General features: G+C 50.8%; 21 protein-coding genes and 1 pseudogene. 19 read left to right on the top strand and 3 right to left on the bottom strand.

The window, feature by feature from the left end; genetic code table 11:
* Positions 1 to 17 precede the first annotated feature (17 nt).
* Together CFLAV_RS07775 and CFLAV_RS07770 are read left to right on the top strand one after the other, a co-directional pair.
* Positions 18 to 290, top strand: coding sequence for an alpha/beta fold hydrolase (locus CFLAV_RS07775; RefSeq protein WP_007414118.1), 273 nt, complete (start codon positions 18 to 20; stop codon positions 288 to 290).
* A gap of 169 nt (positions 291 to 459) precedes the next feature.
* A complete protein-coding gene (locus tag CFLAV_RS07770; RefSeq protein WP_007414117.1) occupies positions 460 to 693 on the top strand; it encodes a DUF2934 domain-containing protein in 234 nt (77 codons plus the stop codon).
* Positions 694 to 760: 67 nt separating this feature from the next.
* Here the strand turns inward: CFLAV_RS07770 and htpG are convergent, their stop codons facing one another.
* Complete coding sequence (htpG, locus tag CFLAV_RS07765; protein ID WP_007414116.1) at positions 761 to 2,605, bottom strand: molecular chaperone HtpG; 1,845 nt, start codon at positions 2,603 to 2,605, stop codon at positions 761 to 763.
* A gap of 461 nt (positions 2,606 to 3,066) precedes the next feature.
* Here htpG and CFLAV_RS07760 point away from each other — a divergent pair, with 461 nt between their 5' ends.
* The 5 genes from CFLAV_RS07760 to CFLAV_RS07740 all read left to right on the top strand — a co-directional run bounded on the left by CFLAV_RS07760 (position 3,067) and on the right by CFLAV_RS07740 (position 12,001).
* Positions 3,067 to 8,691 (top strand): MupA/Atu3671 family FMN-dependent luciferase-like monooxygenase, encoded by a 5,625-nt coding sequence (locus tag CFLAV_RS07760; RefSeq protein WP_007414115.1) that lies wholly within the window; start codon positions 3,067 to 3,069, stop codon positions 8,689 to 8,691.
* 565 nt (positions 8,692 to 9,256) lie between these two features.
* Positions 9,257 to 9,697: a response regulator gene (locus CFLAV_RS07755; RefSeq protein WP_007414114.1), complete on the top strand. Its 441-nt coding sequence runs from the start codon at positions 9,257 to 9,259 to the stop codon at positions 9,695 to 9,697.
* A gap of 440 nt (positions 9,698 to 10,137) precedes the next feature.
* The gene (locus CFLAV_RS07750) at positions 10,138 to 10,521 is read left to right on the top strand and encodes a hypothetical protein (RefSeq protein ID WP_007414112.1); all 384 of its coding nucleotides are present in this window, start codon (positions 10,138 to 10,140) and stop codon (positions 10,519 to 10,521) included.
* 2 nt (positions 10,522 to 10,523) lie between these two features.
* Entirely contained in the window at positions 10,524 to 11,675 is a 1,152-nt protein-coding gene (locus CFLAV_RS07745) for a glutathionylspermidine synthase family protein (protein WP_007414111.1), read from the top strand.
* A 26-nt stretch (positions 11,676 to 11,701) separates the two neighbouring features.
* Positions 11,702 to 12,001, top strand: a complete 300-nt coding sequence (locus tag CFLAV_RS07740) for a DUF350 domain-containing protein (protein WP_007414110.1) — start codon at positions 11,702 to 11,704, stop codon at positions 11,999 to 12,001.
* 5 nt (positions 12,002 to 12,006) lie between these two features.
* Here CFLAV_RS07740 and CFLAV_RS07735 read toward each other — a convergent pair whose 3' ends face one another.
* The gene (locus CFLAV_RS07735; protein WP_007414109.1) at positions 12,007 to 12,357 is read right to left on the bottom strand and encodes a hypothetical protein; all 351 of its coding nucleotides are present in this window, start codon (positions 12,355 to 12,357) and stop codon (positions 12,007 to 12,009) included.
* Between the two features lie 214 nt (positions 12,358 to 12,571).
* Here CFLAV_RS07735 and CFLAV_RS07730 point away from each other — a divergent pair, with 214 nt between their 5' ends.
* From CFLAV_RS07730 to CFLAV_RS07675, 12 genes and pseudogenes are all read left to right on the top strand, one after another.
* Entirely contained in the window at positions 12,572 to 13,228 is a 657-nt protein-coding gene (locus tag CFLAV_RS07730) for a cytochrome c3 family protein (RefSeq protein ID WP_007414108.1), read from the top strand.
* Positions 13,225 to 16,269 carry a TAT-variant-translocated molybdopterin oxidoreductase gene (locus tag CFLAV_RS07725; RefSeq protein WP_007414107.1) on the top strand — a complete coding sequence of 1,015 codons (3,045 nt, stop codon included), beginning with the start codon at positions 13,225 to 13,227 and terminating at the stop codon, positions 16,267 to 16,269. The genes CFLAV_RS07730 and CFLAV_RS07725 overlap by 4 nt, the downstream gene beginning before the upstream one ends.
* A pseudogene (nrfD, locus tag CFLAV_RS37570) lies at positions 16,262 to 17,678 on the top strand (NrfD/PsrC family molybdoenzyme membrane anchor subunit). Before CFLAV_RS07725 ends, nrfD begins: the two are co-directional and overlap by 8 nt.
* Positions 17,675 to 18,214, top strand: a complete 540-nt coding sequence (locus CFLAV_RS07715; protein ID WP_007414104.1) for a DUF3341 domain-containing protein — start codon at positions 17,675 to 17,677, stop codon at positions 18,212 to 18,214. The pseudogene nrfD and the gene CFLAV_RS07715 overlap by 4 nt, the downstream one beginning before the upstream one ends.
* Positions 18,211 to 18,792, top strand: coding sequence for a c-type cytochrome (locus CFLAV_RS07710; protein ID WP_040547451.1), 582 nt, complete (start codon positions 18,211 to 18,213; stop codon positions 18,790 to 18,792). The genes CFLAV_RS07715 and CFLAV_RS07710 overlap by 4 nt, the downstream gene beginning before the upstream one ends.
* On the top strand, positions 18,789 to 19,964 hold the full coding sequence (locus tag CFLAV_RS07705; RefSeq protein WP_007414102.1) for a hypothetical protein: 1,176 nt from the start codon (positions 18,789 to 18,791) through the stop codon (positions 19,962 to 19,964). The genes CFLAV_RS07710 and CFLAV_RS07705 overlap by 4 nt, the downstream gene beginning before the upstream one ends.
* On the top strand, positions 19,954 to 20,457 hold the full coding sequence (locus CFLAV_RS07700; protein WP_040547448.1) for a hypothetical protein: 504 nt from the start codon (positions 19,954 to 19,956) through the stop codon (positions 20,455 to 20,457). The genes CFLAV_RS07705 and CFLAV_RS07700 overlap by 11 nt, the downstream gene beginning before the upstream one ends.
* Entirely contained in the window at positions 20,454 to 21,317 is an 864-nt protein-coding gene (locus CFLAV_RS07695) for an SCO family protein (RefSeq protein ID WP_007414100.1), read from the top strand. Before CFLAV_RS07700 ends, CFLAV_RS07695 begins: the two co-directional genes overlap by 4 nt.
* Positions 21,318 to 21,320: 3 nt before the next feature.
* Complete coding sequence (coxB, locus tag CFLAV_RS07690; RefSeq protein ID WP_007414099.1) at positions 21,321 to 22,268, top strand: cytochrome c oxidase subunit II; 948 nt, start codon at positions 21,321 to 21,323, stop codon at positions 22,266 to 22,268.
* A complete protein-coding gene (gene ctaD / locus CFLAV_RS07685; RefSeq protein WP_007414098.1) occupies positions 22,265 to 23,920 on the top strand; it encodes a cytochrome c oxidase subunit I in 1,656 nt (551 codons plus the stop codon). Before coxB ends, ctaD begins: the two co-directional genes overlap by 4 nt.
* Positions 23,913 to 24,551, top strand: a complete 639-nt coding sequence (locus CFLAV_RS07680; protein ID WP_202796864.1) for a cytochrome c oxidase subunit 3 family protein — start codon at positions 23,913 to 23,915, stop codon at positions 24,549 to 24,551. The genes ctaD and CFLAV_RS07680 overlap by 8 nt, the downstream gene beginning before the upstream one ends.
* The gene (locus tag CFLAV_RS07675) at positions 24,551 to 24,919 is read left to right on the top strand and encodes a cytochrome C oxidase subunit IV family protein (protein WP_007414096.1); all 369 of its coding nucleotides are present in this window, start codon (positions 24,551 to 24,553) and stop codon (positions 24,917 to 24,919) included. The genes CFLAV_RS07680 and CFLAV_RS07675 overlap by 1 nt, the downstream gene beginning before the upstream one ends.
* Here the strand turns inward: CFLAV_RS07675 and CFLAV_RS07670 are convergent, their stop codons facing one another.
* On the bottom strand, positions 24,920 to 25,558 hold the full coding sequence (locus CFLAV_RS07670; protein ID WP_007414095.1) for a hypothetical protein: 639 nt from the start codon (positions 25,556 to 25,558) through the stop codon (positions 24,920 to 24,922).
* Positions 25,559 to 25,588: the final 30 nt, after the last annotated feature.

Raw genomic sequence — 25,588 nt, 5'->3', positions numbered from 1 at the left:
CTGCACTGACCGAGGAAATGATTTATCAACAACCCGTTTGCCACGAGTTTCATCTGCTCAAACCAAAGGTCCTGCTGATGATCGGTCAGGCGGATCGGACCACGCTGGGCAGGAATCGCGTGACTCCCGAAGTCCTTAAAACGCTCGGGCAATATCCTGAATTGGGCAGGAAAACTGCTAAAATCATTCCGAACTTTAGATTGGTGGAAATTCCGAATTGTGGACATATTCCACACTTCGAAGCTCCACAAGTGTTTAACAGCGAATTGCTTAAGTTCCTTTCCGAGTAAGTCGATTTTTGTGAACTCTCTTCGACTGTGTTAATTATACAAGTTCGTCATACAAACGTGACTTGATCGGAGAGCCGGAATTTGCATTATAACAATGGTATTTTGAAATATTTACCAACTTAATGCCGTCTGAATCTGAAATTGATCATCTGAAACGAAAGGATTGAAAATGCAAAAGAGATCTACTGGCACCGCCAGTAATGAAAGAAAAACGATCGTGGCCAGCGCGGCAAGCGCCGCTCCAGTCGTGACCAGGAAAGCCGTTGCCCAACCCAGTGCTGAAGACATCGCACGTCGCGCGTATGAGATTTACGTTGCCCGTGGTCAGACTGCGGGACGCGACCAGGAAGATTGGTTGCAAGCCGAGAGAGAACTGACGGGCGCCACCACTCGTAATAACTAATCTCTTCTCTTTTAAAAGCAAAGGGAGCGGCTTTCCAGGCCGCTCCCTTTTTTATCCCCAAAGAATCTTAACCTTTAGTAACCAGCACTTGTTCCAATAATTCGTTCAAGCGCTTGAGCATGGTGCGGGGATCTTCCAGCAACCCGGCGGCCACTCGCGCGTTGTCGAGAACTTGTTCCACCACTTTGCCGGCCAGTGCCGTATCGGTGTGACGCATCTTTTCCAACCGGTTCATGATTGGGTGTGATGGATTGATTTCCAAATCTTGTTTGAAAGGAGTTTGCTCCTCATTGTCCTTCTTCATCGATTTCATGATACGGCGCATGCTGGAGGTCATGAACTTGTCACTGTCCATGATGACGGCGGGACTCTCCACCAGTCGTTTGGAGGCGCGAACCTCTCCCACGCGATCGGCGAGTGTCTCCTTGATCCATTTCGCGAGGTTTTGCGCTTCTTCATCAGAGAGCGCACCTTCCTTTTTGGCTTCTGTCAAATCCAGTTCAGCCTTTTCTGCCGAGCCCAGGTTCTTGCCTTCAAATTCGTGCAAGTGTTCCATGACGAATTCATCCCACGGATCGTAGAGAAAGAGCACTTCGAGTTTGCGTTCCTTGAATACCTCGAAATAAGGGCTGCTCTCCGCGGCTTCGCGGCTGGGAACGATCAGGTAATAGATTTCCTTCTGCTCTGAACCCATGCGTTTCACGTAATCTGCCAGCGAGGTCTGCTTGCCTTTCTCCAGCATGCTGGATTCATAGCGCAACAGTTTTCCGAGCGCCTGCTTATGGGTAAAGTCGGTTACAATTCCTTCCTTGAGGAATCGATTGAACTGTCCATAAAACTTCTCATAAGTGGCGGTGTCTTTCTCACTTTGCTCTTCGAGGAACTTCAAAAAACGACTGGTTAACACCTGGTTCAGCTTTTTCATCAGCGAAGTGTCCTGCATCGTCTCACGCGAGATGTTCAGCGGGAGATCTTCGCTGTCAACCACACCTTTGAGGAAGCGCAACCATTCCGGAAACAAGCCTTTTGCCTTCGCCTGAATCAAAACCTTGCGACAATAAAGATTGACCTCTGATTCTGTGCGGGCCATCCCCATCGATTCGAAATTGCGCGCGGGCACGAACAGCAAAGCCTGGATGGACAGGGGAGCATCGGCAGTGAAATGCAGGCGGTATAGGGGATTGTCGTGATCGTGGCCTACATATTGATAAAATTCATTGTACTCCTCCTCTTTGATTTCATTTTTGCTGCGTGCCCATATGGCTTGAATGGTATTGAGACGCTTTCCATTCAGCTCAATCGGGAACTGCACGAAACCTGAGTAGCGTTTGATGATTTGCTCAATCGTATCCGCTTTCGCGAAATCCTTGGCATCCTCCTTGAGATGCAGGGTTATTTTGGTTCCTCGAGGCAAATCTCCCGCTGGCTCGATTTCGTAACCACCAGTGCCCTCGCTGATCCAGCGCCAGCCTTGTTCATCCGGAATGGCAGAGCGGCTTAGCACCGTGACTTTATTGGCCGCCATGAAGGCGGAGTAAAATCCAACACCGAACTGGCCAATCAGTTTGGCATCCGGTTTTTTGTCTTCCGCCAATTGTTTCAGGAATGCCTTCGTTCCTGAATGGGCTATCGTGCCGAGGTTCTCCACCAACTCCCCGTGCGTCATGCCAACACCAGTGTCGGTAAAGGTAATGGCATCGTCCTGGGTGGTTATCGATATTGCCGGGGCAATCTCAGGTTGATATACCGGCTGCCCGGAAGACTGCGTAAAGCGAAGCTTTTCGCACGCATCCGCGGCATTCGAAATAAGCTCGCGGACAAAGATTTCCTTATCGGTGTAAAGTGAATGAATGACAATATCCAGCAATTGCTGAATTTCTGCCTGAAAATGATGTTTCTCAGTAGTGCTCATATGCAAGGAGTAGTAAATACAGGAGTTACATTACGTCAATGCCTTCCTGAAATTTGTTTCAACATCGCGAATTGGGAAAGAGCGCCACTTCATTTTATAAAACGACAATACCTCACCATGGCGCGCCTTTTATAAAAGATAAAGGTGCTTCGACCTGGAACAAGATTGGATCAATGGCAGGCATTATGTTCAAAACGATTTACCCGCCAATAAGGTCTTCACCTCATTGTATCAATAAACGCGCCGTATAGCATTAAGCCCACTGAATCAATTGGCTTTTGGATAATGAAGCGGGAGTAGAAGGCATCATTGATGGAAGTGTTTTTCACCTGGAATAATGGATGAATCTGGTGCTGGGTTTCCAATTATACCGGCTAACCTGGCGCACAACTTATTGCGATTGAATGTTGCAACCTTTCGGAGTGCTTATCCACGACGATTTTCACCAATCAAACTAACATATGGTCACTGACAATTTGAGTTATCCCCTCACGCCAATGCAGCAGGGCATGATGTTCCATAGCCTTTATGCGCCACAGTCCGGGGTAAACATCCAACAGATTATTGGAAGCCTGCGTCATGATCTGGATGCCGAGCACTTCAGGCAGGCCTGGAACAAAGTGGTGCAGCGGCATGACCAGCTCCGTGTAAGGTTTCAGTGGGAAGGATTAAAGGAGCCGCTGCAAGTGGTGGTGCCAAAAGTGAAGCTGCCATTTGAGATGCAGGATTGGAGCGAACTGTCCCAGGCGGCTTGCGAAGAGAAACTGGAACAATTTCTCAAAACGGATCGGCGACGCGGCTTTGCCATGGCCGAAGCTCCATTGATGCGGGTGACGTTGTTCAAGGAATGCGGGCAACGCTTTCGGTTTGTGTGGACCTTCCATCACGCCATGGTGGACGGACGATCCTTTGCAACCGTCCTAAACGAAGTGTTTGCATGTTACGAGTCGCAATTCAACGGAGTTGAGCCAAAGTTGGAAACACTGCGGCCCTTCAGCGAATTCACACTTTGGCTCAAGCAGCAGGATTTCAGCAGAAGTGAGCTCTTTTGGCGGAAGCAGTTAAAAGGGTTCAGCACACCAACTCCCTTGGTGGTGGACAAACAACCTGCCAACAATGAAAGTGGTGAAGTTGAATATGGAGAAGAGGGTATCAACTTCACTGGGGAGGGAACCACGGCCTTGCGGGCCCTCGCAGAAAAGCATCGTTTAGGACTCAGTACTCTGCTCCAGGCAGCCTGGGCATTGACTCTGAACCGCTATAGTGGCGAGGAGGACGTGGTTTTCGGCGTCACGCGTTCCGGTCGCCGCACCAGTGTGGAAGGCGCAGACTCGATGCTGGGCATTTTCATCAACACGCTGCCGGTGCGGACACAGATTACGCCCGATCAAAAGGTGAGCGATTGGCTCGGGGAACTGCGCGCCCAACAGCAGGCATTACGGGATCATGAGCATACGCCTTTGCTCGAAGTTCAGAAGTGGAGTGAAGTAGCTGCCGGAACACAATTGTTCGACACCATCATCGTTTTTGACCGTGCGACGCTGAACTCCACGCTCCAGGCCCAGGGTGGAGAATGGAAAAAGCGCCACTTCAGAGTCATTGATCAAACCAACTTTCCCCTGACACTGTTCGGCTTTGCGGAAAGCGAATTAATCCTGAAGTTCGAACACGACAAGCGACGATTTGACGCCCCGACCGTTCGGCGGATGCTGGGGCATGTAAAAACCCTGCTTGAAGCCCTCGTTACCCGGGTGGATGGGAAGATTTCCGATCTGCCAATGCTTACTTCCGGCGAGGAATATCAACTCTTGCACGAGTGGAATGAGACTGGGGTTCAGCATGACCGCAGCAAGTGTATCCATGAACTCTTTGAAGCACAGGCTGCAAAGACCCCCGAGGCGATTGCTGTGGCTTTTCAGGAGGAAGAGTTGACCTACCGCGAACTGGACGAAAGAGCAAACGAACTGGCCTGCCACCTGCAAAACTTGGGCGTGGGACCCGACGTGCTCGTTGGGATTTGTGCAGACCGTTCGGCAGAGATGGTGATTGGCTTGCTGGGAATCCTGAAGGCTGGTGGCGCCTATGTGCCCGTGGATCCGGCCTATCCGCGAGACCGAATTGCGCACATGATCAACGACTCTCAGATGCCGGTGTTGGTGACTCAGACGCATCTGGTTGCCACACTCCCTGAGCATGACGCTCGAGTGGTATGTGTGGATGGAACGGACTGGCGGACTGGAAAAGAGACACCAACAACAAAGACCAAAACAGGTCCGGATAATCTGTCCTATGTAATCTATACCTCTGGTTCCACCGGCAAGCCAAAGGGCGTGATGCTGATGCATCGGAACGTGGTGAATTTCTTCACAGGTATGGATAAGATTCTAGGCACAAAGCCTGGAACCTGGCTTGCGGTCACCAGCATTTCTTTCGATATTTCTGTACTCGAACTCTTCTGGACATTAACGCGAGGCTTCAAGGTCGTCATTCAAGGAGCAGAGGACAAGTCCATGCCCATCTCGGAGCCATTGGATGAAAGTATCAGCAAAAAGATGGATCTTAGTCTCTTTTATTTTTCCGGTGATGAAAGTCAGACGCCCGGTGACAAGTACCGGTTGGTTTTGGAAGGCGCAAAATTTGCCGATCAAAATGGATTTGCCGCTGTGTGGACTCCCGAACGCCACTTTCATCAATTTGGTGGTTTATTTCCAAATCCCTCGGTTACCAGCGCTGCGATAGCTGCCGTGACCAAGCGGGTGCAAATACGTGCAGGCAGCGTGGTCCTTCCTTTGCATGATCCCATTCGAGTCGCCGAGGAATGGGCGATGGTAGACAATATTTCCAATGGCCGGGTAGGCCTTTCATTTGCTTCCGGCTGGCACTCCAACGATTTCGTGTTTGCGCCGGAAAATTATCCTGATCGCAAGAGCCTCATGTTTCAACACATTGAAACCGTTAAAAAACTATGGCGTGGAGAACAAATCACCCGCCGAGGCGGTGACGGTAAAGATGTTACCCTGCGAATTCTTCCAAAACCGGTGCGACAGAATGTGCCTCTGTGGATCACCGCATCCGCCAGCCCAGACACCTTCCGCCTCGCCGGAGAAATGGGCGCCAATGTGTTGACGAATTTGCTTGGGCAGACGGTTGAGGAAGTTGCGGAGAAAATTGCGATTTATCGCAAGGCATGGCGTGAGCACGGCCATGGCCCGGGAGAAGGTCATGTCTCGTTGATGCTGCACACCTTTGTGGAGCGGGACATGCAAACTGTGCGTGAGAAAGTGCGTGGACCATTTACAGAGTATCTGAAGACTTCAGTAGATCTGGTGAAGAAGGCTTCTTCCGCATGGTCGTTCGCAGCATTTCAGAAGCCCGGCGCCAGGGCCGATGGAAGCCATAACATTGACTTTAATACGCTCAACGGTGAGGACATGCAGGCCTTGCTGGATCACGCCTTTGAAAGATATTTCGAAACGAGCGGCTTGTTTGGAACACCTGACACTTGTTTAAAGATGGTAAATCAACTCAAGCGCATCGGCGTGGATGAAATCGCCTGTTTGATCGACTTTGGAGTTGATGTTGACTCAGTGCTCGCCAGCCTGCCGTACTTGAGCGAGTTAAATGAAAAAAGCCGACCAGCCATCCCGGCTGAACGCGGCAGGTATACGATTGCCAACCAGATAAAACGACATCAAGTCACCCATTTTCAATGCACTCCATCACTGGCGCGCATGCTGGTGTCGGACAAGGAAGGTGCTGCCGGACTTCATGCGTTGCAGGAGTTTTTGGTGGGAGGAGAGGCGTTGCCCATAACCCTGGCAAAACAACTGACGGAGGTGATCAGCGGTCGGATTCACAACATGTATGGGCCTACGGAGACGGCGATTTGGTCCACAACGCAAATAATTCAGAAAAACAATGCACATGATGTAACCATCGGACGCCCCATCGCCAATACGCAGATTTATATTTTAAACAAACATGGCCGGCCCGTGGCAGCGGGATTGCCCGGCGAATTGCTTATCGGAGGCGAAGGAGTAGCGCGTGGTTATCTGAACAGGCCGGAGCTTACGGCGGAGCGATTTGTCGTAGATCCATTCGAAAAGGCGACAAATGCGAAACTTTATCGCACGGGAGATTTGGCCCGCTATCGGGCGGATGGAACCATCGAGTTTATGGGGCGAATCGATCACCAGGTAAAGCTGCGCGGTCATCGAATTGAACTGGGAGAGATCGAGACGGCCTTGGTTGCTCATCCCTTGGTGAGGGAAAGCGTCGTTGTCGCCCTGGAAGAAAAGACTGGAGACAAGCGACTGGTGGGATACGTGGTCCCAAGAGGAAATTCCAATGGTCAAAATGTCGGTAGCGAACGGATCAATCAATGGCAGGCGATTTGGGACGGCACTTACGGCGAAAATCAGCAGAGTAAGGACTTCGCCCTCAACCTCGCCGGGTGGACCAGCAGCTATACCGGACAACCGATTCCTGAACCGGAGATGAGAGAATGGGTGGAATGCTCTGTGGAGCGAATTCTGGGGATGAGGCCCAGGAAGGCATTGGAAATCGGCTGCGGAACCGGACTTTTATTGTTTCGAATCGCGCCGCATTGTCAGGAATACTGCGGGGTGGATTTCTCGGAAAAGGCACTGGACTACGTGCGGCAGCAATTAACCCGGCACGATCTGGCCCAAGTCTCCCTGAAGCAGAAGCGAGCCGATGATTTGGCTGAATTACCCACCCAGTCGTTCGATACCGTCATCATTAACTCCGTGGTGCAGTATTTCCCGAGTGCTGAGTATCTCACGCAAGTTCTGGAAGGCCTGACGAGCAAGGTGTCATCCGGAGGCCAAATATTTGTAGGTGACGTCAGAAGTCTCTCCTTGTTGGAAGCCTTCCATGCCTCCGTGGAGATGCACCAGTCGTCGGTTGCAGTTACGCGCGCGCAGTTCAAGCAGAAGGTGCAAAGTCGAATCGGCAAGGAAGAAGAGTTGGTCGTTGATCCCGGATTCTTTGAGGCATTGAAGCAACGGTGCCCAAGAATTGGCCGGGTTGAGATACTCCTCAAGCCTGGCCGGCACCACAATGAAGTCACACGCTTCCGCTACGACGTGGTTTTGCATGTCGGCGAACAACCAACCACGTCGACGGAAATCCAGTGGATCGACTGGGCTGCTCATCCAGTAACTCCCACGGAAATTACACAACTGCTGGCCACACCACAGTTGGAGGCCGTCGGAATTGCCCAGGTCCCGAACGCGCGATTATACAATGAAGCGCGGCTGCTTCAATGGTTGAACGGTCAGGAAGGTCCTGAAACGATTGGAGAATTTAGAGAAAGTTTGCCTGGCGGCGTGAAAGGAGCAATTGATCCGGATAGCTTGGTGGCCTTGGGGCGGGAGGTTGGGTTTGCCGTGGATATTACGTGGTCCCCCGCTGAGATGTTTGGAACCTATGATGTCTTGTTCCGGTGCAGAAGTATCGTGGTTGCTCCCTTTATTCCCAGGGAAACCAGGAACACAGTGAAGAGTCTGCAGGAATACGTAAATCGTCCCGCTCAAGGACGTCCCGACACGAAATTCGCCTTGCAGTTAAAGAGCTATTTGAAGCAGAGACTTCCGGAGATCATGGTGCCGTCCGCATTCGTGATTCTGGAGAAGCTGCCCTTAACACCCAATGGCAAAATCGATCGCCGTTCCTTGCCGTCCCCTGATACCATACGTCCTGATTCGAGCGCGCAATTCGTTGCGCCAAGGAACGCGGTGGAATCAGCCCTGGTGACGATCTGGTGCGAGGTGTTGGCTCTTGAAAAGGTGGGGGTTGAGGACAACTTTTTTGAACTGGGAGGTCATTCGCTGCTGGCCACACAACTCATCTCACGATTACGCGAAAGCTTCAGGATGGAAATTCCGCTCAGATGCCTGTTTGAAGCACGAACCATCGGCAAGTTGGCCGTGAGCATGGTGGCTTACGAAAAGAAACCGGGTGTTCTCGAAAAGACCGCACAAGTCCTCAACAAACTTGCGAGCATGTCTCCAGAAGAGATGCAGGAAGCGCTAAGCAGGAAAAAAACTGTCTTACACGCATGAGGAAAAAAGAGGCAGCAGATCTGGTGAATTCCTTCGGAGAAGGGAACAGGTCGGGTTGGCTTTAAGGACGTCGACCAGGAAAGCACATTTGATCCTGTGAACCTGCTACTTCAGAGGTAGGGAAGGGGCTTTAATGCGTCTGTGCAGGAGAATGGAAGACTGAGCTACCCAGAAGGCAGACGATTTCCACTCCTCGGTTTGTGCCCGGCAAATTGCCTCAGTTACTATCTGGTGATCGTGCAAATTGTCCAAAATTTAGCACGGACAGAATATATTGTCCTGCCCGGCACATCATGAGAATCGGCTCGACCAGGAATTAATCTGACTAGGTAGTTATGATTTAATCAGCAGCGGAGCGGGCTGGATTGCAAGTGCGGCCATTTCACTCAGTCCGGCGCAACTAATTACCTCGAGTCACTTTGACTCGATCATAAGTGATTAAAAGCATCAGATACATGATTGTCATCCCCCCTTTTGTTTTTCTAAAAACAGGATGGTTTGGCCATTCCGTCAAGAGATTGGCAAGTAATGTGCTCTCTGGCTTTCAGGCGCACGCACGCCATCTATGACAGTGCCAGTCGAAATCCTATTTATTGAAGACTATGAACCTGATGTTCAGTTTTTATTCCTATTGCTGAAGCGGCATAGGATTTCAAACAAGGTGCATGTTATTAATAACGGTGCCGAAGCACTCGATTTTATTTTTTGTCGTGACAAGCATGCAAATCGGGCATCGGAGCCATTGCCGGCGGCCATTTTTCTGGATATACGAATTCCCAAGGTGGATGGCTTTGAAATTTTGCAACAGGTCAAAGAAAATCCCCAAACAACTCATATACCGGTAATTATGATGTCTGGTTCCACCTTCCCTGAGCAGTCAGAACGGTGCAAGATTCTAGGAGCAAGCGCCTGCATTCAGAAGCCGGTAAAATTTGAAGATTTGTGCAGCATTTTCAACCAGGCAGGATTTAGCTGGCTGCTTATTGAACATGAATTGGTGAGCTAGGATCAGAACTTTGTGCCTCTGCTTTCTGGCGAACGATCCTGCCAGACGTAACGAGGTCGCCCGTTGAGGGATGCGACTGCAAATGATCTTCCGTGGACAAGCGATTTTGTGAACCCGCTCTGGCTTCGCATTTGTGAAGTTACTTTTCATGCAACCGATCACGAGGAGGTTTTCCGGGCAGTGGTCCTGAGGATACGGGTATCTAATCCGATCTCCAGGCCGCGAATTGGTCATTGAAACTTAAACCTAATTCCCTTCATAGGCTTCCGGTAACGAAAAATGGAAGTGGTTTACTGCAAATTGAGTGCTCGTTTGATTTGGGCGGTTCATCTTGTGTTTCCAAGCCAGCACGGATTATAAACAGATGATCCTTTTCTAACTGAATCCTTTGGCGTATGTGGTATTAAGAACATTGAGCGGCGAAGAGCGGCTCAAGGAAAATGAAAAAATCAACGATGGTAACGCTGGTGCTTTCCGGCGCTTTAATCAGTGGGTGCAACAACCAGAGTAATCAAACCTCGGGAGGCGATTGGGATTATGCGGATCAATCGGTCACCAATAACACCTATGTGGCGGGGCGTGGTTATTACCATGCGCCCTATCATGCCTGGTACGAGTATCCTTATAACTATTATCGTCCGGGCTATGGTTACTACTATGGCGGCTTGTGGAATCCAGCGCGCAACGAAAGTACAGTTGTTTATAGCAAACCTGGATACTCAGGTTCATCCGGCTCAAGTTCTCATTTTAGCTCCTCCAGCTCTCACTCTTCATCGAGCATAAGCCGGGGTGGCTTTGGTCATAGTGGTAGTTCTTCATCTTGATTATGAAACGGAACGTGATAGCACCGCGCCCGGATTGGGAGGCGAAAGTCGAGGAAGTGGGGCTTACCTACCACACACCGGAAGGCCAGAAGTACTGGGACGAATCGGCATATTATGAACTGACTTCAGCCGAGGTGGACACGTTGGAAAAAGCTGCCAACGATCTGCATGTGATGTGCATTGCGGCCGCGCAGCATGTGATTGACGAAGGCCTGTTCGGACTGTTGGGTATTCCAGAAGAGGCCGTGCCCTATATCAAGAACTCCTGGGAAAGGGATGATTTTAGCATTTACGGCAGATTTGACCAGGCGTATGACGGAAAAAATCCGCCAAAGATGCTGGAATATAACGCCGATACGCCGACTGCCCTGGTGGAGGCAGCAGTCGCACAATGGTATTGGTTGCAGGATTTCGCCCCGAACTGCGATCAGTTCAACAGCATTCATGAAAAGCTCGTGGCTGCCTGGGGACAATTCAAAATCAAAGCGCCGGGAAAGATCTACTTCGGAGGAATCAAGAACCACCTCGAAGATGCGCAGACGGTTCTTTATCTACAGGACACGTGTCATCAGGCTGGTCTTGAAGTGGATCAGATTTTTATCGAAGACCTTGGCTATGACAAAAGGAAACTGGAATTTGTAGATTTACAAAATCGGAAGGTTTCAAATTACTTCAAGTTGTATCCATGGGAATGGATGTGGCATGAGGAGTTTTCCTATTGCCTGAAACAGGAGCTCTGCAACTTTATTGAGCCGATGTGGAAGATGTTGCTTTCGAACAAAGGCTTGCTGCCCATTTTATGGAAACTCTACCCCGGGCATCCGAATCTGCTTCCCGCATATTTTACTGAAAAGGAATTGCTCACCGGGCACGCTCCCGCGGTTGCAGAAGGTTATGTTAGGAAACCAAAATTGAGCCGGGAAGGCGCAAATGTGAGCATCATTAAGGGCAAATCAACAGTGCAGGAAACGCAAGGGGAATACGGGGAGGAGGGATATGTGTATCAGGCGCTGGCACCACTCGCGGATTTCGACGGCAATCATCCGATAATGGGAACGTGGGTGGTAAACCATGAAGCCTGCGGTCTGGGAATCCGCGAAGACACCTCTTTAATCACGGGGAACTGCAGCCGTTTCGTTCCACATCTTTTTTAACCAAAAAACTTAGAACCAAACTCCAAATGAAAAGAAAACTTCCATCTGTCTTGCTTCCGGTCCTTTCCCTGCTTGCATGGGCGAACAATGTGTCAGCCGAAGGCACGGATACCACTCCCAAATCACTGAGTCATGCCATTTTGAATTCAATTATCTTCGCTACGATCGGCATAGTGGTGGTATTTGTCGGCTTTAAGGTTTTCGATTGGGCAGTAACGAAGATCGATATCGAGAAGGAGTTGTTAAACAACAACGTTGCGGTTGCGATTGTCACGGCGGCAGTAATCATCGGAATCAGCATCATTGTTGCAACCTCGATCATGTAATACTGTCAGAGCACAGCCTTTACGAGCTCAGGAACTTCAAACTTTTTTCCTTTCACGAATTGTTGCGCGAGCACATTGATCCACTCGCGCGATGTCTCAAATTCCTTGATTTCGATGTAGGTCTTTTCCCCCATCGTCGTCAGCTCATAACGGTTAATTTTGACGCGCAGTGGCTGGATTTCTCCCTTGAGATCCAGTTCCACGGAGGCAGTTTTGTTCGTAGAGTCGATTTGCAATTGTGTCATGGTGCCTAATTCCTTGTAACGCTGATTAAAATATTCCCGTGCTCCCCATCCTACGGCTGAATCCGGTATCAGGGGCCGGATTGACTTCAGGATGGAGGTAAGAAAACTCATGTCGCTGATTATTAGTGTAACATACGACACCCTATCTCACACAAGTCTGGAAGCGCATAACTAAAGGCGCTTCCTGCACGACGCTGAACCTCATTTAACTTAGGGTCTTCGCCCCATTTACCCGCCCTCAATCGAAAACTAACATTGGTAGCGCACGGAGCGTTGTTCCTGGCGCGATTACAGGGCGTACGACTAAAGACTAAAGGAAAAGTGGATGCCGCAGATTTTTCATCGGCGCAGCAACACTCTCGCAAGGGCAAGTATCCTGGGGTTTGCAATATTTCTCATCCTCGGGGGCTGGGGACTTCATGCGGTGTGGTGGTCGCCATATATGACCAAAGTCAATATTCCCATCGAGCAGCCGGTGCCATTCAGTCATGAACATCATTACGGCGGATTGGGAATTGATTGCAGGTACTGTCATACCTCCGTCGAAAAATCCGCTTTTGCAGGCATCCCCGCAACCGAAATATGCATGACGTGCCACTCACAGCTTTACACGGATGCTCCGCTGCTGGCGCCGGTTCGCCAAAGCCTCGCAAAAGATATACCCATGCAATGGAACCGGGTTCATGATCTGCCTGATTTCGTTTTCTTCAATCATGGCATTCATGTGAACAAAGGGATTGGTTGCTCAACCTGTCATGGACCGGTGAATAAAATGCCGCTGACCTGGAAGGCGAACACTCTTTATATGAAATGGTGTCTTGAGTGTCACCGTGACCCAGCCAATTACATCCGTCCACGGGAGGAAGTTTTCAACATGCAATGGCAGCGTCAGCCTGACCAACGAAAGCAAGGGCAGAAACTGGTTCAAGAATACCACGTCAACGTGAAGCAACTTACTGACTGCAGCATGTGCCATCGATGAAACCATTCTCTCAACTTCCGAAGGCACACGATTTATCCCGAATCCGGGAGAGCTTGGCAGGCACGCGCGGGCGGGAATATTGGCGCAGCCTTGAAGAGGTGGCGCAAACGCCGGAGTTCGAGGCGCTTTTGCACCGCGAATTTCCTGCGCTTGCTTCTGAGTTAACCGACGAAGTAAGTCGAAGATCCTTCCTTAAGTTCATGGGAGCCTCGTTGGCGTTATCCGGCCTTACCGCATGCACCCGGCAATCGGTTCAGAAAATTGTTCCTTACGTAAAGCAGCCTGAGGAAATGGTGCCCGGGCAGCCGTTGTATTTTGCGACCGCCATGCAATGGAATGGCTTTGCAACTGGATTGCTGATTGAAAGTCATGAAGGCCATCCCACCAAGGTGGAGGGCAACCCGGATCATCCTTCCAGTCTGGGGGCTACAAATGTTTTTCATCAGGCTTCACTGCTGGATCTTTATGATCCAGATCGTTCACAATCAGTAACCAATGCTGGCGAAATCAGTTCCTGGGGCTTGTTTCTCAATGCCCTAAACGCAGCACTGGAGCAGCAGGGCAAGGTTGGTGGAGGTGGACTTCGCATTCTGACTGAAACCGTTACCTCCCCGACCCTGGCTGCTCAATTGGCAGATCTGCTTAAAAAATATCCCGACGCCAAATGGCATCAATATCAGGCGATATCCAGGGATCATGCTCAGGAAGGTGCGCGAGCCGCGTTCGGTGAAATAGTTGAAACCCACTACAAGTTCGATCAAGCCAGGGTAATCCTCTCGTTGGATTCCGATTTCCTTTTTGCCCATCCGGCAGGCCTGCGTAATGCCCGCCATTTTGCAAAGGGCCGACGGATTGGAGGGCAAAAAAAAGAAGCAATGAATCGCCTCTACGTGATGGAAAGCACGCCCAGCATTACCGGATCAATGGCGGATCATCGACTGCCACTCGAAGCCGGCCGTATTGAAGCGCTCACCCGTGCTCTGGCCCATCAACTTGGGATTTCATCCGGTTCTGAACCGGGAGCGGGCAGCAACGAAACGAACGGTAAATGGATTGCAGCAGTCGCTCGTGATCTTCAAGCGAACGCTGGAGCTTGCATCGTCATCGCTGGAGAGCAACAACCCCCCGGAGTTCATGCTCTGGTTCACAGCATCAATGAGAAGCTTGGAAACGCCGGCAAGACCATTGTTTATACCGCTTCCGCTGAGGCAAAGCCGGTGAATCAACTCAATTCATTGAAGGAACTGGTGCAGGACATGGATGCAGGCAAAGTTGACTTGCTGGTAATCCTTGGAGGCAACCCGGTTTTCAACGCACCGCCAGACTTCCAGTTTGCCGATCGCCTGTTAAAGGTCAAATTGCGGATCCAACTCAGTTCCCACTTCGATGAAACTTCGCAGTATTGTCATTGGCACATTCCCGAATCGCATTATTTGGAGGCATGGAGTGACACACGGGCTTTTGATGGGACGACTTCGATTGTTCAACCTCTGATCGAGCCATTGTACACCAGCAAATCGGCGCATGAACTACTTGGGGTCATGATTCAGCAACCCGACCGAAATGGATATGATATCGTGCGGGATTATTGGAAGTCTCAGAAGAAATGGCCGGACTTTGAAAAAGGATGGCGACGTGCCTTGCATGATGGAGTGATCGCTGGGACGGAACTGAAGTCAAAAGAGGTGAAGTTAAAGGGCGGGAGTGACCTGCCACCTGTGGCGGAAATGCAACAGAGTGCTTCTACCAAACTTGAACTCTCATTTGCGCCAGACCCAACCATCTGGGACGGTCGCTTCGCCAATAATGGCTGGCTCCAGGAATGTCCCAAACCTTTCACCAAACTGGCATGGGACAATGCTGCACTCGTGAGTCCTTCCCTGGCAGAGCGTGAGCATCTGGCAAACGGAAATGTAGTGCAGCTAAAGTTTCGCGGACGCACCTTGCACGTTGCAGTGTGGATCGTGCCCGGGCAGGCGGAAAACACCGTCACCTTGACGCTGGGGTATGGCCGGCGACGTGTGGGGAAGGTGGGAAGCGGAACCGGTTTTGACGCCTATGCACTTCGCACCTCCGATGCATTGTGGTTCGGTAATGGACTTGAACTGATAAAAACCTCCGATCATTACCACCTGGTCACCACGCAGCATAGTCACAATATTCACGGGCGTGACATCATTCGGGAGGCGAACGTCAAAGAATTTCAAGAGCACCCCGCATCGGTGCAGGACCAAGGCGAACTCCCATCCCGTGATCACACTCTTTATAATCCCAACGAATTTCAGGATGGTGATTATGCGTGGGGGATGGCCATCGATTTAAACACGTGTATTGGTTGCAACGCCTGTATCACCGCCTGTCAGTCGGAGAATAATATCGCCGTTGTCGGCAAGGACCAAATCGGGCGGGGCAGGGACATGCTCTGGTTGAGGGTTGATCAATATTTCAGCGGCGGCCTCGACAACCCAGAGGTCAATAATCAACCCGTTCCCTGCATGCATTGCGAAAACGCCCCCTGTGAACTGGTTTGTCCCGTCGCAGCCACATTGCACGATCATGATGGACTAAATTTGCAGGTTTATAATCGCTGCGTCGGAACACGCTACTGCTCCAACAACTGCCCATACAAAGTTCGGAGATTCAATTTTCTCGAGTATTCCAACTACCACACCCCGGTTCTCAAAGCGATGCGCAATCCGAATGTCACAGTACGTTGGCGGGGCGTGATGGAAAAGTGCACCTATTGCATCCAAAGGATCAGCTCGGCGCGGATCAGCGCGAAGGAAAAGAATCGGAGGATTGGCGCGAACGAGATTATGACGGCCTGCCAGCAAGTCTGCCCGGTCGAGGCAATTGTGTTCGGCGACACCAAAAATCCTGACAGCAGCGTTTCAAAACTCAAAGCCAGTTTGCTTAACTATTCCATGCTGGGAGAACTCAACGCCAGACCTCGGACGACTTATTTGGCGAAGCTAAGAAATCCAAACCCGGAATTGGAAAACGTAGGAACCCATCAGGAAAAGGATAAATCACATGCCTGATGGCACGCAAAAAATCTCCGATGCCGCCAAAAATGACAAGGATTACCCCGTCACTCCTTTAGGCTATCCCGCGCGCATTCTCGGCCCGGGTGAGACTTACGATTCGGTGACAGATACCATTGCGGATGTGGTTCTCGAACATCCTCGCCCGAAGTTCTGGTGGGTGAGCTTCGGGGTGGCGTTTTCGCTGCTGATGCTTTTGCTCTACGCCATCTCGTATCTGCTCTATAAAGGCGTTGGCATATGGGGAATCAACATTCCCGTGGCCTGGGGCTTCGCCATAGTGAATTTTGTCTGGTGGATTGGAATCGGCCATGCCGGCACTTTTATTTCCGCCATCCTGCTGCTGCTGCTTCAAAAATGGCGTACTTCCATTAATCGTTTCACAGAAGCAATGACGTTGTTTGCAGTGGCCTGCGCCGGGATGTTTCCGTTGCTCCATTTGGGAAGACCATGGCTGTTCTATTGGCTGCTCCCGTATCCTGATACCATGGGTTTGTGGCCGCAATTTCGCAGTCCGCTCGTCTGGGACGTCTTTGCGGTCAGCACCTATTTCACGGTTTCACTTATCTTTTGGTATGTCGGACTCATTCCAGATGTCGCCACGTTACGGGATCGCGCAACCACGCGTGGCAAACAGGTTTTTTACGGGATGCTGGCTTTGGGCTGGCGTGGTTCAGCGGTCCATTGGCAACGGCATCAATCTGCCTATCTTCTTCTTGCCGGGTTGGGCCACTCCGTTGGTCCTGTCGGTGCACAGCGTTGTCAGCTTTGACTTTTCCGTGGCCATCGTGCCGGGTTGGCATTCCACGATCTTCCCACCGTACTTTGTGGCCGGCGCCATTTATTCCGGCTTTGCCATGGTGCTGAACATTGTCATTCCCATCCGCAAAATTTACGGACTGCAAAGCCTGGTGACCAAGCGGCACCTGAACAACATGGCCAATGTGATGCTGGCAACCGGTTGGATGGTGGCCTACGGCTATCTGATGGAGGCATTCATGTCTTGGTACAGTGGCGATACGTTTGAGCAATACATGATGAAGAACCGGGCATTTGGTCCGTATGGCTGGATTTTCTGGGTCCTGATGGCTTTCAACGTGGTCATCCCGCAGGCGCTGTGGTCGAGGCGCGTTCGAACCACGCCCCTTTTACTTTTTATCGTCGCGCTCTTCATTAATGTAGGCATGTGGGTGGAGCGGTTTGTGATTGTGATCACCAGCCTGGCACGAGATTTCACCCCTTCCATGTGGCGGATGTATTATCCCACTGTTTGGGACTGGGCCACCTTGATCGGGAGCGTCGGGTTATTCCTTACTTTGCTGTTCTTATTCATCCGGTTCCTGCCAATGATTTCCATTTCAGAAGTGCGCGAGCTGATTGCCGAACATGAGGAGGTGGAGCCATGAAAGATGAGGCCGCCATCCATGGGTTAATGGCAGAATTTCGTACCCACAAGGATTTGCTGGGAGCGACGCAACGCTGCCATGCCGAAGGTTACCGCAAGATGGACGCCTATTCACCATTTCCCGTGGAAGGACTTGCCCAAGCTCTGGGGCGGCGGAAGACCGCTGTCCCGTTTACGGTCCTGATTTGTGGCATCACGGGTGGTCTCGGTGGTTATTTCATGCAATGGTACGCGATGGCGGTGGACTATCCTTTCAACATCGGCGGGCGGCCGCTGCATAGCTGGCCTGCATTTATCCCGATTACCTTCGAACTCACCGTCCTCTGCGCAGCGCTGGGCGCAATCATTGGCATGTTGGCCATGAACCGACTGCCTCAACCCTACCACCCGGTTTTCAATGTTCCTGAATTCAGACGCGCCTCATTAGATCGATTCTTTTTATGCATTGAATCCTCAGATCCTGAGTTTGACCCGGTTGCGACCAAAAGGTTTTTGGAGAGCCTCAGGCCAGTGCGAGTTTCGGAGGTGGCTCCTTGAATTCTCCATTCGCCATGGCGCTGGTTGGCATTGCCTTCCTTGGGCTTCTCTGCGGCTGCCGTCATGAGATGTACGATCAGCCCAAATCCGATCCGTTGGAAAAAAGTGATTTTTTTAAGAATGGTGCCGCGTCGCGTCCACTTGTTTCCGGAACTGTTGCCCGAGGTCATTTGGAGGCCGATCAAGCTTTCTACCGTGGCATGATTGGCACTAATCTGGTGACCGAGTTTCCCATGCCCATAACGAAGCAGGTGTTGGAGAGGGGCAGGGAACGCTACGAGATTTATTGTTCTGTTTGCCATGCGCGTACGGGCGATGGAAATGGCATGATTCCGCAACGCGGTTTCCCTGTGCCTCCGTCGTATCATATCGATCGTTTGCGTGACGCTCCCGTTGGACATTTTTACGACGTGATCACGCGGGGGTATGGAGTGATGTATTCTTATGCTTCACGCGTGGAACCAGCCGATCGTTGGGCCATTGCCGCCTATATCAGGGCACTGCAGCTCAGCCATAACTCCAGACTGGAGAATGTCCCTCCTGCTGACCGTGCAAAACTGGAAGGCCAAAATCAATGAACAAAGAACTCCTTTCACGGCTGGATAGATTCCGATTAATCGCTCTTGTTGTTGGATTGATTGGATTGGTTCTGTGTGCCGTGGGCGCGTTTGTGAACACGCAACAGTTTTTTATCTCCTTTTTGTATGGTTCTCTATCGTGGCTGGGCCTGGCGCTCGGCTGTTTTGGAGTGGCGATGATTCATCACCTGACCGGCGGACGTTGGGGGCAGGTTACCAGACGCTTTCTCGAGGCAGGCTTCATGACGCTGCCGGTCATGGCGTTTCTCTTCGCCCCAATCTGTTTTGGTCTGAAGTTCCTTTATCCGTGGGCCCAACCCACCACGGTGGCGGACGACATCATCTTGCAGCATCGCCAGGCCTACATGAATCCGGCCATGTTCGTCGTGCGGGCTGTCATTGCTTTCATTATCTGGATGGTTATTACCCAACTTCTCCGCAAATGGTCTTTGCAACAGGATACGACCAGGGATGTGGAGCCAACCCGCCGCCTGCGAAGTCTGAGTGGCCCAGGCATTGTGCTTTATCCACTTACAGCCACTTTTGTTTATGTCGACTGGATCATGTCGTTGGAGCCGCATTGGTATTCCACGATGTTTGTAGTGATTATCTGTATCGGCCAAATCCTGGCTGCCTATGCCCTTTGCATCATCCTCCTTAGTTGGTTCGGACAATTCAAACCGCTATCAGAGGTAGTCACCGCCACGCATTTTCATCATTTGGGCAACCTGCTGCTCACTTTCGTGATGTTTTGGACGTACGTCTCCTTTGGCCAGCTATTGATCATTTGGTCCGGAAATCTTCCGGACGAAACGGTCTGGTATTTGCACCGTATTGCGGGTGGGTGGAAAGGGATCGTCTGGTTCCTATTTCTATTCCACTTTTTTCTGCCATTCTTCATCCTGCTGTTTCGCAACTCGAAGCGGAATCCACAGGCACTCATGATGCTCGCCACCATCGTCTTTGTGGCGCATTTCGTCAGTGTGTACTGGTTTATTGCTCCCTCGTTTTACCCAACCGGATTTCATGTCAGTTGGCTCGATTTTGCCGCCCTCTTTGGAGTGGGCGGTCTCTGGGTTGCAACTTTCATTTCACTCCTCATGGGACCGTCGTTGATTCCTTTAAATGATCCGCGAGTGGAACACCAAATTATTGAAGCTCATGCAAAATAGCGCACATCCTCAATCTGCTCCCAATCCAGCCGGGAAAGGCACGGAGTCATCTGATGTCGGTTTGAAGTTCGTCATGATTTTCATGGGAATACTGCTCGCCAGCGCAATTGTGATTCATTTGATCCTTGGCTTGCAGTTTCGGCACTACCTCCACACTCACGGTCAGGCGGATCAGGAAGCTCAGGAAAGGCAGGTGCTTCCCGCCGTTGCCCAGTCGCGGCAACTCTGGCCGGAACCGCATCTGCAAATTTCCCCGACAACCGATCTGGAACATTTTAGAGATCGGGAAAATATCGAACTACAGAGCTATGGTTGGGTCGATAAAAAAGCCGGAATCGTACGCATCCCCATCGACCGGGCGATGGATCTCTTGCTGCAAAAAGGTCTGCCGGTGCGAACGAGTACAAATGCCGCCCAGACTGGTGGTTCCAATTTGCAGCTCATTCAAGATCGCCGGGGAGAATACGTTCCTCCGCAAGGAGGGAATCAGTGAAACTCCTCTTCCATTGCCCACACGGAGTGAAACTCGCCTGCACGTGGGGATTATGTTTTTTACTTTTCGTTTGTACGGCTTCGTCTGCAAAGGCGGAAGTGGTTACCGATGAAACTTTGAAGAAGATCACCTTCGACCAGAAGCTCAATCAGCAGATAGCCCTTGAATTGCAATTTCGAGACGAACAGGGACGCATTGTTAAACTTGGAGATTACTTTGGAAAACGGCCGGTTATTCTCGTTCTGGGCTATTACGGTTGTCCGATGCTTTGCACCCTTGTTCTCAATGGGATGGTGGAGGGTTTGCAGGATTTGAAAGGAAGTGTTGGAGAACAATTTGAAGTGGTTAATGTGAGCATTGACCCGCACGAGACTCCCGCCCTGGCCAGCGCCAAAAAGAAAACCTACCTGAAGCGCTATGGTCGGGCTGGTGCGGCGGGTGGATGGCATTTTCTTACCGGCGACGAAGCTTCCATACGGCAGTTGGCGGACGAGGTTGGCTATCGGTATGCATATGACGAAAAGAGCAGGCAGTATGCACACCCAAGCGGGTTGGTCATTCTGACTCCTAAGGCAAAGGTTTCGCATTACTTACTGGGAGTTAATTTTCCCGGAGAAGAAATGAATTCTGCCTTGAAGGCCGCGGCGGCGGATAAGGTGGGCTCGCCGGTGCAGCAATTGTTGATGCTTTGTTTTCATTACACACCGATCACTGGAAAGTATGGAGTGCTCGTGATGACCGTGGTCAGAATCTGTGCCTTTATCACTTTGTTGCTGTTGAGCAGATTGATCTTCGTCACAATAAGGAAAGATGGCGCTAAAGCCGGGCGGGACCTGGAGGTGCCAATAAAGACGGGCTGAGGTATGAACTTTCCCTTATTTCCCCATCAAGCATCCAGCATCGCCACCAAAGTGGACACTCTCTTTATTGCCCTGGTGCTGCTCAGCCTGGTCCTGCTGGCGATCATTTTTGGTCCCATGTTTTATTTTCTGTTCAAATACCGCAGAGGAAACAAGGCCGATCGCCGGCCTTTGAACTTTGCCACGTGGAAAATTGAAGTGACCTGGACTCTCGTACCATTGTTCCTGGTGCTCGGCATCTACAGTTGGGCTGCGACCGTATATTTTGACCTGGAGCGCCCACCGGCGAACGCGCTTGAAATCAATGTGATTGGCAAGCAGTGGATGTGGAAGCTGCAGCATGCTGAAGGGAATCGCGAGATTAATGAACTTCACGTGCCGCTGGGGAAGGTCGTCAAACTGACCATGGCCTCTCAGGATGTGATTCATAGTTTCTTCATCCCAGCCTTCCGGATCAAACAAGACGTGGTTCCCGGGAGATATGTAACCGAATGGTTCCGCCCAACCAGGCTGGGTACCTACCATTTGTTCTGCGCCGAATATTGCGGAACCAGCCATTCCGGTATGACTGGCAGTATTATTGTAATGAGGCCTGATGAATATCAGCAGTGGTTGGCAAATGGAAGGCCGCAGGAAAATCTGGCTCAAACGGGGGAACGATTATTTCGCGAGCTCGGTTGCAGCGGATGTCACATGGGCAGCGGGCAGGTGAGGGCGCCGCGATTGGAAGGGGTTTTTGGCAAACCAGTTCCGTTGCAAGGCGGCCAGTGGGCATTTGCCGATGAGAAATATATTCGCGACTCGATCCTGCTGCCGCAGTCACAAATTGCTGCTGGTTATGAGCCAGTGATGCCGACCTATCAAGGGCACATCTCAGAGGAGGAACTGTTGCAACTGATTGCCTATGTAAAGAGTCTCGCGAATAAACAGCCATTGGAGGAAACGAAATGAGTGTGATTCCCGAAAGTGAATCCGCCGCACCCGTGATGTTGGAAGAGAATTATTTGGAAGCTGGACATACCATCAAGTCGTGGCTTCTAACCACGGACCACAAACGAATCGGACTGCTTTATCTCTTCTCGATCATTGTCTTTTTCATTATTGCTGCGGTGGCCGCGGGTATCATGCGGTTGGAGTTGCTTACCCCGAAGGGCGATCTCGTTTTATCGAATACCTACAACAAGCTGTTCACCCTCCACGGTGTGGTCATGGTCTGGTTCTTCCTGATACCGTCCATTCCCAACGTCCTTGGAAATTTTCTAATTCCAATGATGATTGGCGCGCGCGACGTTGCGTTTCCCAAACTGAATTTGTTGAGTTGGTATTTGTTCATAGCTGGCGGGTTAATGGCGCTTCATGCCATTATTTATGGTGGCGTCGATACGGGGTGGACCTTTTATACCCCATACAGCAGCAGATATGCAAACACCCACGTTTTTGAAATGGCTGCAGGGATTTTTCTCTCAGGCTTTGCGTCAATTATCACCGGACTCAATTTCATCATCACAGTCCATAAGCTGCGTGCTCCCGGCATGACCTGGTTTCGCCTGCCACTTTTCATATGGTCGCATTATGCGACGAGCTTGATCCTTGTGCTCGCCACGCCAGTGTTGGCAATTACGTTAGCTCTTATGGCGTTGGAACGCATCTGGGGGTTGGGAATCTTTGATCCCAAACTCGGGGGTGATCCGGTACTGTTCCAGCATCTTTTCTGGTTCTATTCACATCCGGCGGTTTACATCATGGTGCTTCCCAGCATGGCTGTCATTAGTGAACTGGTACCCTGTTTTTCCAGGAACAGGATTTTTGGCTATAGTTTCATTGCTTTTGCCAGCCTGGCGATTGCCGTGATCGGGTTTTTAGTTTGGGGACATCATATGTTTGTCAGTGGTCAATCGGTTTACGCGGGAATGATATTTTCCTTGCTCAGCTTCCTCGTGGCAGTCCCATCAGCGATCAAGGTTTTCAATTGGACCGCCACACTGTATCGCGGCTCGATTTCCTTCGAAACTCCCATGCTCTATGCGCTGGGCTTTATCGGATTGTTTTCTGTTGGCGGATTGACCGGGGTGATGCTCGCCGCCATCGCAGTGGATGTCCATGTCACTGACACATATTTTATCATTGCTCATTTTCATTACATTATGGTGGGCGGAACCGTGCTTGGATTCATGGGGGGAATGCACTTCTGGTGGCCGAAGATTACAGGGCGGATGTATCCGGAGAAGCTTGGCCAACTAGCCGCGCTCATTACCTTCATCGGTTTCAACCTGACCTTTTTTCCACAATTCGTCGTTGGTTACCTGGGCATGCCTCGACGGTATCATGCGTATGCGCCGGAGTTTCAGATTTATAACGTGCTTTCCACCGCTGGTGCCACCATCCTGGGAGTGGGTTATCTATTGCCGGTAATTTACTTCACGTGGTCACTATTCAAAGGAAAGCGAGCTCCAGCAAATCCATGGAACGCAACCGGGCTCGAATGGCAGACTACCTCGCCGCCCCCTGTGCATAACTTCGACGAAACTCCACTTGTCACCAAGGGCCCTTACGACTACTCCGCCGAAGAGGAGGAAAAGAAATTGGAGGTGCAACGTGGCTGAGACAAATTCCATGGTGGCGGAACAATTTGACAGTGCCGAACAGCAACATGAAGCCGCTTTGCTCGGTATTTGGACGTTCCTGGCTACTGAAATACTATTTTTCGGAGGATTGTTTTTGGGCTACATCGTTTACCGGCACACGTATCACGAAAGCTGGGTCGTGGCGAGCCAACAGACAAATTTGCTCTATGGAACCATCAATACTGCGATACTTCTCACCAGTAGTTTTACGATGGCTTTGGGGGTTCGAGCTGCTCAGCAAGGAAGGAATCAGATTTTATTCCGGTATCTTCTGGTCACCATTTTCTTTGCCATTGCATTCATGGGAGTCAAGGCGGCGGAATACACCGAGGATATTCGCGAACACCTGGTGCCCGGGCCATCGTTCTCGCTGAAAGGAGCGGCTCAAGGGGAATTGTTCTTTGTTTTTTATTGGGCGATGACTGGCCTGCATGCGATCCATGTCCTCGTTGGCATTGGGGTTCTTTCAGTGATGGCGTTCCTGGCATTCCAACGGCGCTTTGACAAGGATTACTACACGCCCGTGGAACTATCCGGACTGTACTGGCACTTTGTGGATATCGTTTGGATATTCCTGTACCCACTTATTTACCTCATCAACCGACACTAATGAGCAGCAAAATCATTTCAGTAAAGACCTATCTTCTGGTGTGGATTAGCCTGATCCTGCTGCTCCTGATTACCTGGGGAGTATCCAGGATAAACCTTGGTCCTTTCAGCATTGTCATCGCCATGGCGATTGCAGTGTTAAAGATGCTGTTGGTTCTCCTTTTCTTCATGCACGTCCGCTATGGGAGCAGGATCATTTGGATCTTTGCGGGAGCTGGTTTTCTATGGCTAATGATCATGATCACGCTTACGCTGACTGATTATATAACGAGAGGGCAGGTGCGACCCACCAATAAATCGCTGTCTGAGTTTCGAAAACAAATGAACAGTCCGGACTACCTTGATAAAGAGACACACCGGGACAAATGATTACTTTGAGGTTGGATTTAGGCGACAGAAGTAAGTGCGATTTTTATCCAGGGGACTTCTTCCCGGTGCGGCTTTGGTGAAGTATTCAGTGGCATCGCCGATGCCATCTGTTCCAGGTTGGGAGCTTCGGTAGTGCATGCCGATTTTCTGGCCGTTCTCTTCCACCCAGCCGACAAAAAGGACGCTGTGGCCGGACTTCGTTCTCCACAATTGAACAAAATCGCCCAGCTGTGCTTCCTCAAACGAAATGGCTTTCCCAATGCCGAGGTTCTTCATGGCCAATTGACACTGCCTTTCGGCGCTGGTTGCGGTGGCACCGTACCATTCCTTTTGAAATTTCCGAATCTCGTGGCTTGTTTTATCCTTGAGCAAACCTCGTTCCGCCGCTACGCGCATGACCACCGTGAAGGTAAAGCCACAGCAGTAGGTTTTGTCACCGCAGGCCAGAATTTTCTCGCCTTTGAAATTGATTTCTTCGGCCGTTCCGGTTCCTTTCCATGCTGTATTGTATCCGCCGCCATCCTTGAAGCTCCTGGCAATGCGAATGATATCTGTGTTTAAGGCTGCCGCGTCTGCGGCTTGGCCAGGTAGGTTGGATAGTGAAAACGTCAACCAGCAGATTAGGCTGAGGTAGCGCATATTTTGGAGTAAGACTCGGGAGAATTAGGC

It is taken from the genome of Pedosphaera parvula Ellin514, from assembly GCF_000172555.1.
Classification (GTDB): Bacteria; Verrucomicrobiota; Verrucomicrobiia; order Limisphaerales; family Pedosphaeraceae; genus Pedosphaera.
The sequence above is the reverse complement of the archived record's forward strand: the minus strand, read 5'-3'. Positions and strand labels throughout refer to the sequence as shown.